Consider the following 15,111-nt stretch of genomic DNA (forward strand, 5'->3'; position numbering starts at 1 on the left):
GGCCTGAAGTTGGCCGGAACCTATCACATATTGTCGTTCAGGCCACTTTCGCAACATGGGCGTTTTCGCGACTTTCGCGGCGTCAGATTGCGAAAGGAACCTCCATGACACAACACCCGACCATCCGAACCATCGCCGGTGCGGCTGCTCCTGCTAGCCTCGATCCCCGCAAGACAGCCCTGTTGGTGATCGATTTCCAGAACGAATACTTTACGGGCCGCATGCCGATCCCGGATGGGGAAAAGGCGCTCGCCAATGCCAAGAGGCTGATCGAACGCGCCGACACCGAGGGCATGAAGGTCTACCACGTCAAGCACGTGACGCCGGCCGGCAGCCCGGTGTTTGCCGAAGACAGTGCGACCTCTGACTTTCACCGCGACATCCGGCCGGCAGCCAACCATTCCGTGGTCCGAAAGTCGTCGGTGAGTGTGTTTGCCAGCACCGACCTCGGCGAGCAGCTGAAGAAAACCGGGATCGATACGCTCATCATCACCGGGCTGATGACCCATGCCTGCGTTGCCGGCGCCGCGCGGGATGCCGTGCCGCTCGGCTTCAACGTGATCGTTGCAGCGGATGCCTGTGCCACGCGCGACCTCGACACTAACGACGGCGACGTCGTTCCACATGCCGTGCTGCATCGCGCGTCGCTGGCGACGATCGACGATACCTTCGGCGACATCCTGACGACCGATCAGATCCTGTCACTCGCGCGTCGGTCCTGATCTGCGCATAGGCTACCGGTTCGGCCCGGATTGTCGAAGGCGGAGCAATTCCAGGCGGACGCCCCCTCGTATCCTCTGGATCTGCCTAGGCCGAACCGCGCAGCATGATCTCGGCGCTGAGCAGAATGCGCTCATCCTCGGGGAAGGCACCGCCGTCGTCGGAGCTTTCCCCGAGCTTGAACAACAAGAGTTCGATCGCCAGTCGGCCGATCTCGTTGTAGTTCTGCGCCACCGTCGTCAGCGGCGGGCAGGTGTAGCGCGACAGCGGATGATCGTCGTGGCCGGCGACACGGATATCGGCGTCCGCCTCGCGTCCGACCTTGAGGCCCGACTGAAAGGCGGCGGCGATGACGCCGAAGGCGACGCGGTCGTTGGCGCAGAGCACCGTCTGCGTCGGGAAGCCGCCGGCGCCGAGGATGCGCAGCGTTTCGTCGAAGCCGAATTTTTCAAAATCCCAGGAGGCGTTCGGCGTGGTCTCGACCAGCGCCGGCTCCATCTTCAACTGCTGCATCGCTTCCAGATAGGCGTCGCGCCGGGCGATCGCGTTGTTGTTGACCGGCGGCATGCCGAAATAGCAGGGGGGGCTTCCCGAGCGGCAGAGATAATCGACCATCAGGCGGAAGCTCTGGCGGTTGTCGGTGCCGACGAAGGAGGAGCTGTCGTCGAGCGGCGAGTCCACGTAGATCAGGGGAATGCTTTCGCCGAGCGCCGTCAGGGTCTTGTGATGCGACTGCACACCGAGCGGTGCGATGATCGCACCGGCGACGTTCATCGACTTGAAGGTCTCGATCGCCCGCTCTTCCATCTCCGGCCGCCCATCGGAGGAGAGCACGAAGGCGAGGAAACCCGCCTGGTTGGCGATGTGCTCGATCCGGCGCGTCAGCGCCATGTAGAAGGGGTCGGTCGAGTTCGGGACGATGACGCCGAGGATGTTGGTGCGGCGGCGGTTGAGGTTGACGGCGAAGATGTTCGGGCGAAAGCCCGACTGCTTGATCGCCGCCTCGATAGCATCGCGGGTCTTCTTCCGAACAGAGCCCGGATCATTGAAGTATTTGGAGACCGTGGGGCGCGACAAACCGACGAACTCCGAAAAATCCTCCATCGTCTTGATCTGTCTGTCCACCGTTGCTGTACCCCATATTGTTTTGATTTCGTTTATAGGTTCATTTTGAGGGGATAGGCAGTACCGGCTCGGAAATATTTACCGAATGCATGACCTGCCGCTAAGCTCGGCAGGCCAAAAAATAATCCTCGAGAACCCGGTCGACCGCGGCAAGTGCCAGTGATTTTGCCTTGGCGGCAACTTCGCCGTCACGCACGCGCTCGTAACTGCCCGGAAGATACTGGCTGATCAGAGTTTCCGGGATGTTGACGCCTTCAAGCAGCGACAGAAGTTCTTCCACCGCTGCAGCAACCTTCGGGTGCGGCCAGTAATAGCGGATGCGGTCGCTGTAGGAGAAATGCCGCTGCAGCCGTTGGGCTTCCGGCGAGCCGTGGTAATACTTGCCCCAGTTCGCCGGTTCCTCGCGCATGACCATCTCGGTGACCGATGCCAGTGTCTGCTTGCGTGCCTCGGGGAAGAGGAAGGTAGCGATCTGGTCGAGGCCGTAGAGCGCCTCGCGCAGCGCGAAGGTAAGGCCGGGGCCGACCTTGAGGATGGCAAAGCCATCGGAGACGAGATCGCGCAATGCCTCCGGCGTCTGATAGTCGGTGGAATGCGCCTCGAAGACGATGCCATCCAGCTGCCTCAGGCTGGCGCTAAGCTTTGCCGCCTTCTGCCTGTCATAGGCGATGACGTTCTCGTTGCCGAACTCGACGCCCGGCTGGACGACGGCGCCGACCACACGCTTGAAAGCGTTAGCGGCGCCCGCCGCTTCGAAGGCCTGGCGATGGACGCCAACCGTCTCGATTGCCGCCTCGGGCGCCGTGACCTCCAGCGTATCCAGCTCTTCGAGTGCGCCGCCCGGAACCGGGACTTCTGTGCCGATGATATAGACGGGAGCGACCCCCTCTTGGCCGGAAATGGCGGCCTCGGCGGCGGCGGCAAGCCGCGCAGCGCGTTCCGCCGTCACGGCATCTGGAAGCGCCACCGGTTCGCCGGCGCAGCCCATGCTTGTATCGAGATGCAGCTTGGTGAAGCCGGCCCGCGCATAGGCCTCGATCATCGTCACGGCCTTGGCCATGGCGCCTTCCGCTGGCAGATGTTTCCACGGGTTTGGGCCAAGGTGGTCGCCGCCGAGGATGATCCTCTCCTTCGGGAAGGAGACGCGGTCGGCGATGCCGGCGACGAAACGGGTGAAATCGGCGGGCGTCATGCCGGTATAGCCGCCGTCCTGATTGACCTGGTTGCAGGTCGCCTCAATCAGCAGGGCGGCGTCTTCCTGTAGCGCACGCAGCATCGCGGCCTCGATCACCAGCGGGTGGGCGGAGCAGACGGAGGGAATGCCGCGCGGGCCGGGGCGTTCGTTCCAGCGGGCGATGTCGATCAGCAGGTTCGGTTGCATGGGTCAGCCCTTTCGCGCGTAGATGAAGGTTTCGAGATCGGCGCGCGTCGAGGCGCCTTCCATCGGGCCGGAGATCATGACGGCGCGTGCGCCCGAGGCGTTGGCGAATTCCAGCGCTTCTGCGGGTGCCGCTCCGTTCAGCCAGAAGGTGACGAAGGTCGCGCCGAAGCAGTCTCCGGCGCCGGTCGGATCGACCTCCTCGGCCGGAAAGCCGGGATGCGAGAGCGTGATTTCCCGATCGAAATAGCTCGCGCCTTCAGCGCCGCGCTTGACGACGATCACCTTGATGCCGGCGGCAAGCAGTTCCGAAACCGCCTCGGCCTCGGTCTTCGCCTTGGTGAACAGGAAGAGCTCCTGCCCGCTCGGCAGGAAGACGTCTGTCCTGGCAAGCACCGCGCGCAGCGCCTCGCGCATGCCGGGGCTATCGAGGATTTCCGGCCTGAGGTTCGGATCGAAGGACACCGTGCCGCCGGCCGCCTTGATCATCTCGATCGCTGCGATAATGCTCTCCACCACGCTTGGTGCGTAGAGCGACGAGCCCATCACATGCAGATGGCTGCAACCGCGCACCAATGCCCGCGCGGCGTCATCGAGACGGATCGCGCCGCAGGCGCTGTGGCGGATATTGAAGACGAAGGCGCGGCTGCCGTCGGGGCGATAGCGCACGAAGGCGCTGCCGGTGGTGCCGAGCGGATCAACCGCGATGCCGGAGATGTCGACGCCATCAGCCTTCAGGCGGTCGAGATTGACGTGGCCGAAATCGTCGTCGCCGACGCGCGAGATGATCGCGGCTGCCTGGCCGAGTTTGCCGACCTGGTCGATGAAGATCGCCGGTGCGCCGGAGGGGTAGGGGCCGATGAGCGGCGTGGCCTGCCGGAAGCCGTCGCCCTTTTCGGTGGCGATGATCTCCACGAGGATTTCGCCGATCGTCAGTATCTTGTGCATGGGTATGTTTCTCTTCTGAGGATCAGCGCTTGGCCTGCTTGGCGCGGACGTCGAGCCAAACCGCGATCAGGATCACCAGGCCCTTGACGATGAGCTGGTAGAAGTAGGGGACCGACAGCATGTTCATGCCGTTGTTCATGACGCCGATGATGAGCGCGCCGATCAGCGTGCCGACCATGGTGCCGACGCCGCCGGCAAGCGAGGTGCCGCCGAGCACGGCCGCAGCGATGGCGTCGAGCTCATAGCTCATGCCGGCATTGGTCTGGGCGGAGAACAGCCGGGAGGACAAGAGCACGCCGCTGATTGCCGCCATGACGCCGGAGATCATGAAGATCGTGATCTTCAGCCGGTCGACCTTGATGCCGGAATAGACCGCCGCCTCGCGGTTACCGCCCGTCAGATAAGCGCGGCGGCCGAAGCTCGTCTTGCTCAGAAGGATGTGGTTGACCACGAACAGAACGGCGACCACCCAGATGATGATGGGCAGGCCGAGGAAGCTCTCCGTGCCGATGGCGGTCCAGGTCGCATTCTCGATCATCGCCGGCGCGCCGTTGGTCGGCAGGCTGACCATGCCGCGGTAGATGCCCATCGTCGCGACCGTGACGATGAAGGAAGGCAACAGCAATTTCGCCGTCAGCACGCCGTTCAGCATGCCCATCAGGGCGCCGGCCAGAAGCGTGATGACGATCGCCGGCGCGAAGCCGAGACCGAAGGCGAAACATTGCGCCCCAACCATGCCGGCAACTGCGATGATCGAGCCGACCGAAAGGTCGATCTCGCCGAGCAGGATCACCCAGGTCATGCCGAAGGCAGCGATCGCCACCACCGCCACCTGCTGCAGGATGTTCATGAAGTTGACGACTGACATGAAGCGCGGGTTGAGGAAGGAGAAGATGACGCAGAGCATCACCAGCGACAGCAGGATGCCGCCATATTGTTTCAACGCCCGCATGAAGGCGGCCTGGGTCTCGGATTGCTGTGTCATGATTGGAATCCCGTTGCGTGCGCCATGATTGTTTCCGGGCTGAGGTCGGCGCCGGAAAGGGTCGCGCCGATGCCGCCCTCGTGCATGACGACGACGCGGTCGCTCATTCCCAGAACTTCCGGCAGCTCGGAGGAGATCAGCAGGATCGCCGTGCCCTCGGCCGCCAGCTGGCGGATGATCTTGTAGATTTCAAACTTGGCGCCGACGTCGACGCCACGGGTGGGCTCGTCGAGGATCAGCACCTTGGGCCGCGTCAGCAGCCACTTGGCGAGCACGATCTTCTGCTGGTTGCCGCCGCTGAGCGAACCTGAGGGCGTGTCGAGTGAATGGGTCTTGATGGCGAGCCGGCCGACTTCCACGGCCGCGGCTTCGCGCTCGGCGCGGCTCCGGGTGAAGCCGAGCGGTCCGGTGAAATCGGCAAGGGCTGCCATCGAGATGTTCCAGCCGACGCTGTGGCTGAGAACGAGGCCTTCTTCCTTACGGTTTTCGGTGACGAAGCCGATGCCGCGCGAAATCGCCTCTGCCGGCGAGCGGAAACGAACCGGCTGCCCCTCGAAGCGAACCGTGCCGGTCGCCGCCTTCATGCCGAACAGTGCGTTCATCACTTCGGAGCGGCCGGAACCGACGAGGCCGAAAAAGCCGAGGATTTCGCCGGGGCGGACGTCGAAGGAGATGTCGTCGAACTCGCCATCACGGGTAAGGCTGTCGATCGAAAGAACCGGAGCTGTCTTCGCCGACTGCTCGTGGGTCCGTGGCGGATAGATCTCATCCATGCGACGGCCGACCATCAGCGCGATCAGCGCCTCGATGGTGACGTCGTCGCGATCATGGGTCGAGACATATTCGCCGTCGCGGATGACGGTGATGTCGTCGCTGAGCCGCATGATCTCTTCCATGCGGTGGGAAATGTAGATGACGGCGACGCCACGTTGCTTCAGCCGGGTAATGATCTCGAACAGGATCTCGGCTTCGCTGTCGCTCAGCGACGAGGTCGGCTCGTCGAGAATGACGACCTTGGCCTCGTGGCTCAGCCCCTTGGCGATTTCCACGAGTTGGCGCTGGGCGATCGAGAGATTGCCGATCTTCTCGCTGACGTCGATCGGCAGACCGAGATCGGCGACGATCGCGCGGGCCTTGGCGACGAGCGCCTTGTCGTTGATGAAGCCGAAGCGGCGCGGCTCGCGGGTGGCAAGAATATTTTCGGCCACCGTCAGGTTGCTGCAGAGGCTGAGTTCCTGGAAGACGATGGCAAGCCCGAGGGCTGCGGCGTCCTGCGGATCAGCCGGCCGGTAGGGGCGCCCATCAAGCGTGATGACACCCGAAGTTGCCTCGTGCACGCCGGCCAGAATCTTCATCAGTGTCGATTTGCCGGCGCCGTTTTCGCCGAGCAGCGTGTGCACCCGGCCGCGCCTGACCTTGAGACGCATGCTTTTCAGCGCCGCGACCTGACCGAAGGATTTGGTGACGTCACTGATCTCGAGGATGGTGTCCGTGGTCGAACCATGCATGGTGGCCTCCATACGACGCCGCGCGTCCCATCCGCGCGCGCAAAGGGCGAGCCGAGGCGCCTCCGGCCATATGCCGGAGCGCTCACTCCTGAGGTTGCCGCCGCCCGGAGGCGACGGCTGTCCTGGGAGGACTTATTTCGCGGTATAGACGCCGGGCACGATCGGCTGTTCGGCCGGAACGGTCTCGCCGGCGGCGACCTTGACGGCGGTGTCGACTGCCTGCTTGCCCATCTGGTCCGGGAACTGCTGGATGACGCCGACCATGACCGGGTTGGTGTCGACGGCGTCGCGCGCTTCCTTCATGCCGTCAAAGCCGATGACCTTGACCTGGGATTCAAGACCCGCGGCCTTGACCGCGACGGCGGCTGCGAGGGCTGCATCGTCGCCAAAGCCGAAGATGCCGGTGATATCGGGATTGGCCTGCAGCATGTTCTGGGCCGCAGCCAGCGCTTCGGCGCGGGTAATGCCGGTCTGGATGGCGACGATCTCCATGTCCGGATGCTTGGCGATCGCTTCCTTGAAGCCGTTGACGCGGTTCACCACCGACTGGACGGTCGGATAGTCGATGACGGCGACCTTGCCCTTGTTGTCGAGGACCTTGGCCATCAGCTCGCCAGCCTTCACACCACCGGTGAAGTTGTCGGTGCCGATATGCGAAGTGACCGTCGCGCCATTGGCCGGAACGTCGACGGTGATCACCTTGATGCCGGCCTTCTCGGCCTTCTCGATCGCAGCGCGCACGCCCTGGCTATCGACCGGCGAGATGACGATGACGTCGACGCCCTTGACGATGAAATCCTCGACATCGGCGAGCTGCTTGTTGAGATCCTGGTTGGCGATCGAGACCTCGAGCTTGACGTTCTTGGCTTGCGCCTCGGCTTTCATCGCGTCGGCGAGCTCGATGTAGAACGGATGCTGCTGGGTGAGCAGCGATGCGCCGATGCCGTCGGCAAAGGCCGTGGAGGCAAGGAGCGAGAGCGCCGTGCCGGCGACGAGCGATTTCAGAATGCGGGACATGTTCATGGTTTCCTCCCTGGAAACGGCGCGGGCCTTCGGTGTTGTGCAGCCAAGCTGGCGAGGCCCTCCCACCGCCGTCTTGGTGAGGGCGTAAAAACCACAAAACTTTGCGCGCGTCAATTTTTAATAATACGCAAATAAAAAATAAAAGTATACCGAGGAAATTTACTATACCTCCCCACGGTTCATCGCAGCCTGCTGAGCAGCCGCAAGGGCTCCCTCCAACTTCGTTGCGCGGATGACTTGCCTTTGCCCCTCCTCGCGCCAGATAGCGTGGCAAACGGTGACGGAGACGAGATCATGTCTGAGACCAGCAAGACGGTGTTGGTCCGAATCCTCGGGCGGGTACAAGGCGTTAGCTTCAGGGTTTGGGCCCGTGACGAGGCGCAGAAGCTCGGTCTCGTCGGATGGGTTCGAAACGAAGCCGATGGCTCGGTTGCCGCTCTGATCAGCGGTCCGGAGGAGGCAATCACCCTCATGCTCGAGCGTCTGCATGAAGGGCCGCCGGCCGCATGGGTTTCGAAGGTCGTTGCCGAGTTCGTCGAAGCGCCGGAAGGCGTCAGCGGCTTTCGGATCACCAGATAGGCATTCGTGCCTCTCGTGATGCTGCCCAATACAGGTTGAGCTTCAGTTCTCCCGCCGCATCAGAGCGTGCGCGGCTGTCGCAATGGGCACAGCCCTGCGGCGATCGTGCGCGAAATCAATGTTGCGCTTCGAGACCGCTCGTTCTCCGCTCGCGGCCATAGGCACGGAGAAACGTCCTGACCGCCTGATGGGCGCTGACTTCCAGTTCCGCTTCGCTCGGGGCCTCGCCGAAAAGCCCGCCCATCTGCAAGTCTGCCTTGATCAGCGCGATGAACTGCCGGGCGGCGAGGTCGAAGTCATCGATGTCGAGCGGTGCTGAATGGGCGAGCCGGGCAAAAAGCGCCGCCAGCGCCCTGTCGGTCTTGCCCGGGCCCTGTTCCCGCCAGAACTGGAACAGATGCGGATAGCGATTGCCCTCCGTCGCGATCAGCTTCTGGATGAACTTGGCGTCCTGGTTGCAGATGCAGCTCTTGTTGAGGCGCACCGCAAAGGCGGCAAGCTCTTCCTCGAGGTTGTCGGCCTTTTCGGGAAACGTCGCGAGGATGGAGAACAGCATGCCGTTGGTGCGATCCATGATGTCCTGGATCACTGCCATGAACAGCGTCTCTTTTTCGCGGTAGTGGTTGTAGATCGTCTGGCGCGACACGCCGGCTTCGGCGGCGATCTCGTCGATGCTGGCACCGGAAAAGCCCTCGCGGCAGAAGACGTCCGCCGCGGCCTCCAGGATCGAAACGCGTTTCGCGAGTTGTCCTTTTTGCGCGCGGACGTCCGGTGAGGCGAGGCCAGATTTTTTCATGGACTGAAGATAGAGCCCATTGACGATTTAGACAATGCTGTCTAATTTTACATCTGTGTCCAAATTAATGGACTAAGTAGTCAGCGCAGGATGCGTCTCCCAAACGTTCGATCCTGGCACGACCGTCATCTTTCGAGTTTCAATCCCGGCGACAGCGATGTCGGCCCTGGGCCGGAGCGTTGTCGTGATTTCTGAAAGATCATTGCCATGACAGCGTCCTTCCTTCGCACGGCCATCGTCCTCGGTCTGATTTCGGCGATCGGTCCCTTCGCAATCGACATGTATCTGCCTGCCTTGCCGTCGATCGGCAAAGACCTGGCTGCCGAAACCGGCGTCGTGCAGCTCAGCCTGCTCTCGTTCTTCATTTCCTTTGCCATTTCGCAGCTCATCTACGGGCCGCTTTCCGATATCTGGGGGCGCAAGGCGCCGCTCTATCTCGGCATCGGCCTCTTCACCGTTGCCAGCGTCGGCTGCGCGCTCGCAACCGACATCGAAACCCTGATCGCCTTTCGCTTTCTGCAGGGTATAGGCGGCGCCGCCGGCATGGTTATCCCGCGCGCCGTCGTCCGCGACATGCACACCGGCGTTCAGGCGGCGCGGCTGATGTCGCTGCTGATGCTCGTCTTCAGCATTTCGCCGATCCTGGCGCCACTGGCCGGCAGCGCGGTGATCCAGTTCTACGGCTGGCGCGGCGTCTTCTATGCCGTGATGATCGCCGCCTTCATCGGCCTGATCCTCTTGTCGACCCAATTGCAGGAAACCCGACCCAAAAAGGACCGTGCCGGCAGCAGCGTGGCGAGCGCGCTTGCCGCATACCGCCTGCTGCTTTCTGACCGCAACTTCCTGACGCTCACCTTCATCGGCGGGCTCGGGATCTCGGGCTTCCTGGTTTATCTCGCCAACTCGCCCTTCGTGCTGATCGACCATTACGGGCTGACGCCAACGCAATACAGCATCGCCTTTTCGATGAATGCCGTTTCGTTCTTCGCGGTGTCGCAGGCTACCGGCTGGCTTGGCGAGCGTTTCGGCCTGGTGCGGGTGATGCACCTCGCCGTCGCCGCCTTTGCGCTGACGATGGTCACGATGTTCATCGTCATGAGCCTCGGCTTCAACCAGTTGCCCGTCATGGCCGCCTTCCTGTTCGTCGGCTACGGCGTGCTCGGGCTGGTGATCCCGACCTCGGCGGTGCTGGCGCTTGAGGATCACGGCGAAATCGCCGGCACCGCATCGGCGCTGATGGGCACGCTGCATTTCGTCACCGCCGCCGTCGCGATGATCATCGCGAGCGTCTTCTTCGATGGAACCGCTCTGCCGATGACCGGTGCCATCGCGGCTTGCGCGCTTGCCGCCTTCCTGCTGACGCAGGCAACGATCGGCCGCAGCCGTGTGGTCGCGGCGGAATAACCACACCCCTTTGATGCGCGGAGCCGCCCAAAGACATCATGTCCTCGGGCGGTTCTTCATGTTCCCGCAGGTGCCTGGGGTTCCTCAGAAATCCCAGTCCTCGTCTTCGGTCGCGACCGCCTTGCCTATGACATAGGACGAGCCCGAGCCGGAGAAGAAGTCGTGGTTCTCGTCGGCGTTGGGTGAGAGCGCGGAGAGAATGGCGGGGTTGACCTTGCAGGCTTCTGCCGGGAACAGCGCCTCGTAACCGAGGTTCATCAGGGCCTTGTTGGCGTTGTAGTGCAGGAACTTCTTCACGTCCTCGGTAAGCCCGACGCCGTCATAAAGGGCTTCCGTATATTTCGCCTCGTTGTCGTAGAGTTCGAGCAGCAGGTCGAAGGCGAAGTCCTTGATTTCCTGCCGGCGTTCCTCGGTCAGCCTCTCCAGGCCGCGCTGGAACTTGTAGCCGATATAGTAGCCGTGCACCGCCTCGTCACGGATGATCAGCCGGATCATATCGGCGGTGTTCGTGAGCTTGGCGCGGCTCGACCAGTACATCGGCAGATAGAAACCGGAATAGAACAGGAAACTTTCGAGGAAGACGCTGGCGACCTTCTTCTTGAGCGGATCGGCGGAGGCATACTGCTCCATGATCAGCGCCGACTTCTTCTGCAGAAACTCGTTTTCCTCCGACCAGCGATAGGCGTCGTCGACATCGGGCGTCGGGCACAGCGTCGAGAAGATCGAGGAATAGGAGCGCGCGTGCACCGCTTCCATGAAGGAGATGTTGGAAAGCACCGCCTCCTCGTGCGGAGTGATGGCATCCTCCATCAGCTTGACGGCGCCGACGCCGTTCTGGATCGTGTCGAGCAGCGTGAGGCCGGTGAAGACGCGGATGGTGAGCTTCTGCTCCTCCGGCTTCAGGGTCGCCCAGGAGGGGATGTCGTTGGAGAGCGGCACCTTCTCCGGCAGCCAAAAATTGCCGGTAAGCCGGTTCCAGACCTCCAGATCCTTGTCGTCCTCGATGCGGTTCCAGTTGATGGCGCGGATGCGGTTTGCTGGCTTGGTGTGCATGTTCATTTCGTTGTCCTCTCGGGCGTGGACGCCCCTCATCCGCCTGCCGGCACCTTCTCCCCGCTTGCGGGGAGAAGGTGTATGCCGCGCCATCTCGCATAATCTGGGCCGTCAGTGTGGCAGGTACCCTCTCCCCGCAGGCGGGGAGAGGGTTAGGGTGAGGGGCACTTAATGGGAACGCGGCGCTACAACGCGCAGGAAACGCAGCCCTGGACCTGCGTGCCCTCAAGCGCCATCTGGCGAAGGCGGATGTAGTAGATCGTCTTGATGCCCTTCTTCCAGGCGTGGATCTGCGCGCGGTTTATGTCGCGCGTCGTCGCCGTGTCGCGGAAGAACAGGGTCAGCGACAGGCCCTGGTCGACATGCTGGGTCGCAGCCGCATAGGTGTCGATGATCTTCTCCGGCCCGATCTCGTAGGCGTCCTGGTAATATTCGAGGTTGTCGTTGGTCATGAAGGCGGCCGGATAGTAGACGCGGCCAATCTTGCCTTCCTTGCGGATCTCGATCTTCGAGACGATCGGGTGGATCGAGGAGGTCGAGTGGTTGATGTAGGAGATCGAGCCCGTCGGCGGCACCGCCTGGAGGTTCTGGTTGTAGAGGCCGCCTTGCGTGACCGCCTGTTTCAGTTCCAGCCAATCGTCCTGCGTCGGGATGCGGATGCCGGCCGCTTCGAACAGGCCCTTCACCTTCTCCGTCGCCGGCAGCCATTCGGCTTCGGTGTATTTGTCGAAATATTCGCCTGACGCGTATTTCGAGTTCTCGAAGCCCTTGAAGGTCACGCCCTTCTCGACCGCCAGCCGGTTGGATGCGCGGATGGCGTGATAGGTCACCGTGTAGAAATAGATGTTGGTGAAATCGATGCCTTCCTCGGAGCCGTAGAAGACGCGCTCGCGGGCGAGGTAGCCGTGCAGATTCATCTGGCCAAGGCCGATCGCGTGGCTGTCGTCATTGCCCTTCTCGATCGAAGGCACGGAAGAGATGTGGCTCATTTCGGAGACGGCGGTGAGCGCGCGGATCGAGGTCTCGATCGTCTGGCCGAAATCCGGACTGTCCATCGCCGCGGCAATGTTCAGCGAGCCGAGATTACAAGAGATATCCTTGCCCATCTTTGCGTAGGAGAGGTCGTCGTTGAATTCGCTCGCCTCGCTCACCTGCAGGATTTCCGAGCAGAGGTTGCTCATGGTGATGCGCCCGGCGATCGGGTTCGCCCGGTTCACCGTGTCCTCGAACATGATGTAGGGGTATCCGCTCTCGAACTGGATTTCGGCAATGATCTGGAAGAAATCGCGCGCCTTGATCTTCCGCTTGCGGATACGAGCATCCTCGACCATCTCGCGGTACTTCTCCGTCACCGAAATTTCGGTCAGCGGCACGCCGTAGACGCGCTCCACGTCATAGGGCGAGAACAGATACATGTCCTCGTTGTTGCGGGCGAGCTCGAAGGTGATGTCCGGGATGACGACGCCGAGCGACAGCGTCTTGATGCGGATCTTTTCGTCGGCATTTTCCCGCTTGGTATCGAGGAAGCGCATGATGTCCGGGTGGTGGGCATGCAGATAAACAGCACCTGCCCCTTGGCGGGCGCCAAGCTGGTTGGCATAGGAGAAGCTGTCTTCAAGCAGTTTCATGACAGGGATGATGCCGGAGGACTGGTTCTCGATCTGCTTGATCGGCGCGCCCATCTCTCTGATGTTGGTGAGCGACAGCGCCACGCCACCGCCGCGCTTGGAGAGCTGCAATGCGGAATTGATCGCGCGGCCGATGCTCTCCATGTTGTCCTCGACCCGCAGCAGGAAGCAGGAGACGAGCTCGCCGCGTTGCTTTTTACCGGCATTGAGGAAGGTCGGCGTCGCCGGCTGGAAACGCCCGGAAATGATCTCATCGACGAGATCGCGGGCAAGTCCCTCGTTGCCGCGCGCCAGTGTCATGGCCACCATGCAGACGCGATCCTCGTAGCGCTCCAGGTAGCGCTTTCCGTCAAAGGTCTTCAGCGTATAGGACGTGTAGTATTTGAACGCGCCGAGGAAGGTCGGGAAGCGGAACTTCTTCCCATAGGCGTGGTCGTAGAGATCGCGGACGAAGTTGAAGGAATACTGGTCGAGAACCTGCTGCTCGTAGTAGCCCTCGGTCACCAGATAATCGAGCTTCTCCCTGAGGTTATGGAAGAAGACCGTGTTCTGGTTGACGTGCTGGAGGAAGTATTGTTTCGCCGCCAGCCGGTCTTTGTCGAGCTGGATCCGTCCCTCTTCATCATAGAGGTTCAGCATTGCGTTCAGCGCATGATAGTCCAGCGCCGCTTCCGTCGCCTTCAGGGGGCGTTCGAGTGTTGAGACGTCCAAAATCGTTCCATCCCGTTTCTGACATTGGCGACGTCCTCCTCTGTTCCGAGAAGCTCGAACCGGTAGAGGTAGGGCACCTGGCACTTGGCCGCGATGACGTCGCCGGCGATCCCGTAGGTCGCGCCGAAATTGCTGTTGCCCGCAGCAATGACGCCGCGGATGTGAGAGCGGTTGCCCGCATCGTTGAGGAAGCGGATGACCTGTTTCGGCACCGCACCCCGGCCGTCATCGCCGCAATAGGTGGGCACGACCAACACGAAAGGCTCGGAAACCGTAAGTGAAGCCTTACTTTCTTTGAGCGGTATGCGCGCTGCGCGAAGGCCGAGCTTTTCGACGAAGCGATGGGTGTTTTCCGAGCGGCTGGAAAAATAGACGATCAGGCCCACCGCCCGTCTCCTCTAGGAAAGCGCGCTGATCTTGTCGGGGCGAAAACCCGCCCAGTGTTCGGGGCCGGCGACGACGACGGGAAGCTGCATGTAGCCGAGGCCCTTGACCGTTTCGAGCGCGTCTTGGTCGATGGAGATATCAATGACCTCGTAGTTGACGCCCTGGCGATCGAGCGCTCGGTAGGTCGCGGTGCATTGGACGCAGGCGGGCTTGCTGTAGACGGTAACGTTCATTTCTTCCTCGTTTGGTCGGCTGGATGAGAGCATGAGAAGGCGCACGGACACGCAGCCGCGATCCGGCGAAATGCAGGGCTGTCATGGCTGTGGCTCGCTCGGATCTGGACGCCCGGGCATGCCTCTTCGTCAGCTGCGCGGGAAACCGCGCCTCTTGATTGGCGAGCGATAGAATTTCAATGACGCGGACATGACTTCACCCCGAAGCTTTCGACAGGCTGCCGGGGAGATGTCGAGACGATCAGGCAGGCTCATCCTGCCGCACGACAGCGCCGTGCGTCCTATCAGACGCGCAAAGATCGCTGTAGCACTTCGATTTGCTGCATGTTTTTATCCTTAAATCGGCGACGATTTAAGGAAACATGCAGTAGACTCAACCCCTCCGGACACCCGCCCGTGGACGTTTGTTGCTCGAGGCAGGTCTCCTGGCTCACGGGTCTCAGCTTCCATCCCGACCTTCCCGAGGCCTCATGCCTCAGTGGTCCAATTCCGGACAGTCGCTCGCCGTCTACAGTTGCGGGGGCAGCTACGGCATAGCCTAGCGAAAACTCGCCGACGCACCGTATTCCCGTCTTAGCTCTCAATCCCTGCGAATCGAGAGAACCTCGAACACTAGATATAGTAGTTCATCGC

At 61.9% G+C, this 15,111-nt stretch carries 14 protein-coding genes and 1 riboswitch; of the genes, 3 read left to right on the plus strand and 11 right to left on the minus strand.

Annotation, left to right across the window (positions count from 1 at the left end; genetic code table 11):
* The first annotated feature begins 104 nt into the window (after positions 1-104).
* Positions 105-722 (plus strand): isochorismatase family protein, encoded by a 618-nt coding sequence (locus tag ACN9MO_RS28710; protein WP_057251825.1) that lies wholly within the window; start codon positions 105-107, stop codon positions 720-722.
* Between the two features lie 85 nt (positions 723-807).
* Here ACN9MO_RS28710 and ACN9MO_RS28715 read toward each other — a convergent pair whose 3' ends face one another.
* The 6 genes from ACN9MO_RS28715 to ACN9MO_RS28740 form a co-directional block, all read right to left on the minus strand.
* The gene (locus ACN9MO_RS28715) at positions 808-1,824 is read right to left on the minus strand and encodes a LacI family DNA-binding transcriptional regulator (protein WP_057252102.1); all 1,017 of its coding nucleotides are present in this window, start codon (positions 1,822-1,824) and stop codon (positions 808-810) included.
* Positions 1,825-1,945: 121 nt separating this feature from the next.
* Positions 1,946-3,226 (minus strand): D-tagatose-bisphosphate aldolase, class II, non-catalytic subunit, encoded by a 1,281-nt coding sequence (locus ACN9MO_RS28720; protein ID WP_057251824.1) that lies wholly within the window; start codon positions 3,224-3,226, stop codon positions 1,946-1,948.
* A gap of 3 nt (positions 3,227-3,229) precedes the next feature.
* Complete coding sequence (locus ACN9MO_RS28725) at positions 3,230-4,171, minus strand: tagatose kinase (RefSeq protein WP_057251823.1); 942 nt, start codon at positions 4,169-4,171, stop codon at positions 3,230-3,232.
* A gap of 22 nt (positions 4,172-4,193) precedes the next feature.
* Positions 4,194-5,156, minus strand: coding sequence for an ABC transporter permease (locus ACN9MO_RS28730; RefSeq protein ID WP_057251822.1), 963 nt, complete (start codon positions 5,154-5,156; stop codon positions 4,194-4,196).
* On the minus strand, positions 5,153-6,664 hold the full coding sequence (locus tag ACN9MO_RS28735; protein WP_057251821.1) for a sugar ABC transporter ATP-binding protein: 1,512 nt from the start codon (positions 6,662-6,664) through the stop codon (positions 5,153-5,155). Before ACN9MO_RS28735 ends, ACN9MO_RS28730 begins: the two co-directional genes overlap by 4 nt.
* 132 nt (positions 6,665-6,796) lie before the next feature.
* Positions 6,797-7,687 carry a substrate-binding domain-containing protein gene (locus tag ACN9MO_RS28740; protein WP_057251820.1) on the minus strand — a complete coding sequence of 297 codons (891 nt, stop codon included), beginning with the start codon at positions 7,685-7,687 and terminating at the stop codon, positions 6,797-6,799.
* A gap of 294 nt (positions 7,688-7,981) precedes the next feature.
* Between ACN9MO_RS28740 and ACN9MO_RS28745 the strand changes: the two genes are divergently transcribed.
* A complete protein-coding gene (locus ACN9MO_RS28745; protein ID WP_057251819.1) occupies positions 7,982-8,266 on the plus strand; it encodes an acylphosphatase in 285 nt (94 codons plus the stop codon).
* 115 nt (positions 8,267-8,381) lie between these two features.
* On the opposite strand, the gene ACN9MO_RS28750 is transcribed toward ACN9MO_RS28745, so the two are convergent.
* Positions 8,382-9,062, minus strand: coding sequence for a TetR/AcrR family transcriptional regulator (locus tag ACN9MO_RS28750; RefSeq protein WP_057251818.1), 681 nt, complete (start codon positions 9,060-9,062; stop codon positions 8,382-8,384).
* A 207-nt stretch (positions 9,063-9,269) separates the two neighbouring features.
* On the opposite strand from ACN9MO_RS28750, the gene ACN9MO_RS28755 reads away from it, so the two are divergent.
* Complete coding sequence (locus ACN9MO_RS28755) at positions 9,270-10,466, plus strand: multidrug effflux MFS transporter (protein WP_057251817.1); 1,197 nt, start codon at positions 9,270-9,272, stop codon at positions 10,464-10,466.
* Positions 10,467-10,550: 84 nt separating this feature from the next.
* On the opposite strand, the gene nrdF is transcribed toward ACN9MO_RS28755, so the two are convergent.
* The 4 genes from nrdF to nrdH form a co-directional block, all read right to left on the minus strand.
* The gene (nrdF, locus tag ACN9MO_RS28760; protein ID WP_057252101.1) at positions 10,551-11,525 is read right to left on the minus strand and encodes a class 1b ribonucleoside-diphosphate reductase subunit beta; all 975 of its coding nucleotides are present in this window, start codon (positions 11,523-11,525) and stop codon (positions 10,551-10,553) included.
* 179 nt (positions 11,526-11,704) lie between these two features.
* The gene (gene nrdE, locus ACN9MO_RS28765) at positions 11,705-13,858 is read right to left on the minus strand and encodes a class 1b ribonucleoside-diphosphate reductase subunit alpha (RefSeq protein ID WP_057251816.1); all 2,154 of its coding nucleotides are present in this window, start codon (positions 13,856-13,858) and stop codon (positions 11,705-11,707) included.
* Positions 13,828-14,244 carry a class Ib ribonucleoside-diphosphate reductase assembly flavoprotein NrdI gene (gene nrdI / locus ACN9MO_RS28770; protein ID WP_057251815.1) on the minus strand — a complete coding sequence of 139 codons (417 nt, stop codon included), beginning with the start codon at positions 14,242-14,244 and terminating at the stop codon, positions 13,828-13,830. The genes nrdE and nrdI overlap by 31 nt, the downstream gene beginning before the upstream one ends.
* 12 nt (positions 14,245-14,256) lie before the next feature.
* On the minus strand, positions 14,257-14,478 hold the full coding sequence (gene nrdH / locus ACN9MO_RS28775; RefSeq protein ID WP_057251814.1) for a glutaredoxin-like protein NrdH: 222 nt from the start codon (positions 14,476-14,478) through the stop codon (positions 14,257-14,259).
* A gap of 398 nt (positions 14,479-14,876) precedes the next feature.
* Positions 14,877-15,101: riboswitch (cobalamin riboswitch) on the minus strand.
* Positions 15,102-15,111: the final 10 nt, after the last annotated feature.

This window comes from Ensifer sp. R-19 (genome assembly GCF_049905105.1).
Taxonomy (GTDB): Bacteria; Pseudomonadota; Alphaproteobacteria; order Rhizobiales; family Rhizobiaceae; genus Ensifer.

Excerpts from the sequence above, each read along its gene's own strand:
- ACN9MO_RS28735 (WP_057251821.1), bottom strand. The coding sequence starts at position 6,664 with ATGCATGGTTCGACCACGGACACCATCCTCGAGATCAGTGACGTCACC.
- ACN9MO_RS28745 (WP_057251819.1), top strand. The coding sequence starts at position 7,982 with ATGTCTGAGACCAGCAAGACGGTGTTGGTCCGAATCCTCGGGCGGGTA.
- ACN9MO_RS28715 (WP_057252102.1), bottom strand. The coding sequence starts at position 1,824 with ATGGAGGATTTTTCGGAGTTCGTCGGTTTGTCGCGCCCCACGGTCTCC.
- ACN9MO_RS28730 (WP_057251822.1), bottom strand. The coding sequence starts at position 5,156 with ATGACACAGCAATCCGAGACCCAGGCCGCCTTCATGCGGGCGTTGAAA.
- nrdF (WP_057252101.1), bottom strand. The coding sequence starts at position 11,525 with ATGAACATGCACACCAAGCCAGCAAACCGCATCCGCGCCATCAACTGG.
- ACN9MO_RS28755 (WP_057251817.1), top strand. The coding sequence starts at position 9,270 with ATGACAGCGTCCTTCCTTCGCACGGCCATCGTCCTCGGTCTGATTTCG.
- nrdH (WP_057251814.1), bottom strand. The coding sequence starts at position 14,478 with ATGAACGTTACCGTCTACAGCAAGCCCGCCTGCGTCCAATGCACCGCG.
- ACN9MO_RS28750 (WP_057251818.1), bottom strand. The coding sequence starts at position 9,062 with ATGAAAAAATCTGGCCTCGCCTCACCGGACGTCCGCGCGCAAAAAGGA.
- ACN9MO_RS28740 (WP_057251820.1), bottom strand. The coding sequence starts at position 7,687 with ATGAACATGTCCCGCATTCTGAAATCGCTCGTCGCCGGCACGGCGCTC.
- ACN9MO_RS28710 (WP_057251825.1), top strand. The coding sequence starts at position 105 with ATGACACAACACCCGACCATCCGAACCATCGCCGGTGCGGCTGCTCCT.
- ACN9MO_RS28725 (WP_057251823.1), bottom strand. The coding sequence starts at position 4,171 with ATGCACAAGATACTGACGATCGGCGAAATCCTCGTGGAGATCATCGCC.
- ACN9MO_RS28720 (WP_057251824.1), bottom strand. The coding sequence starts at position 3,226 with ATGCAACCGAACCTGCTGATCGACATCGCCCGCTGGAACGAACGCCCC.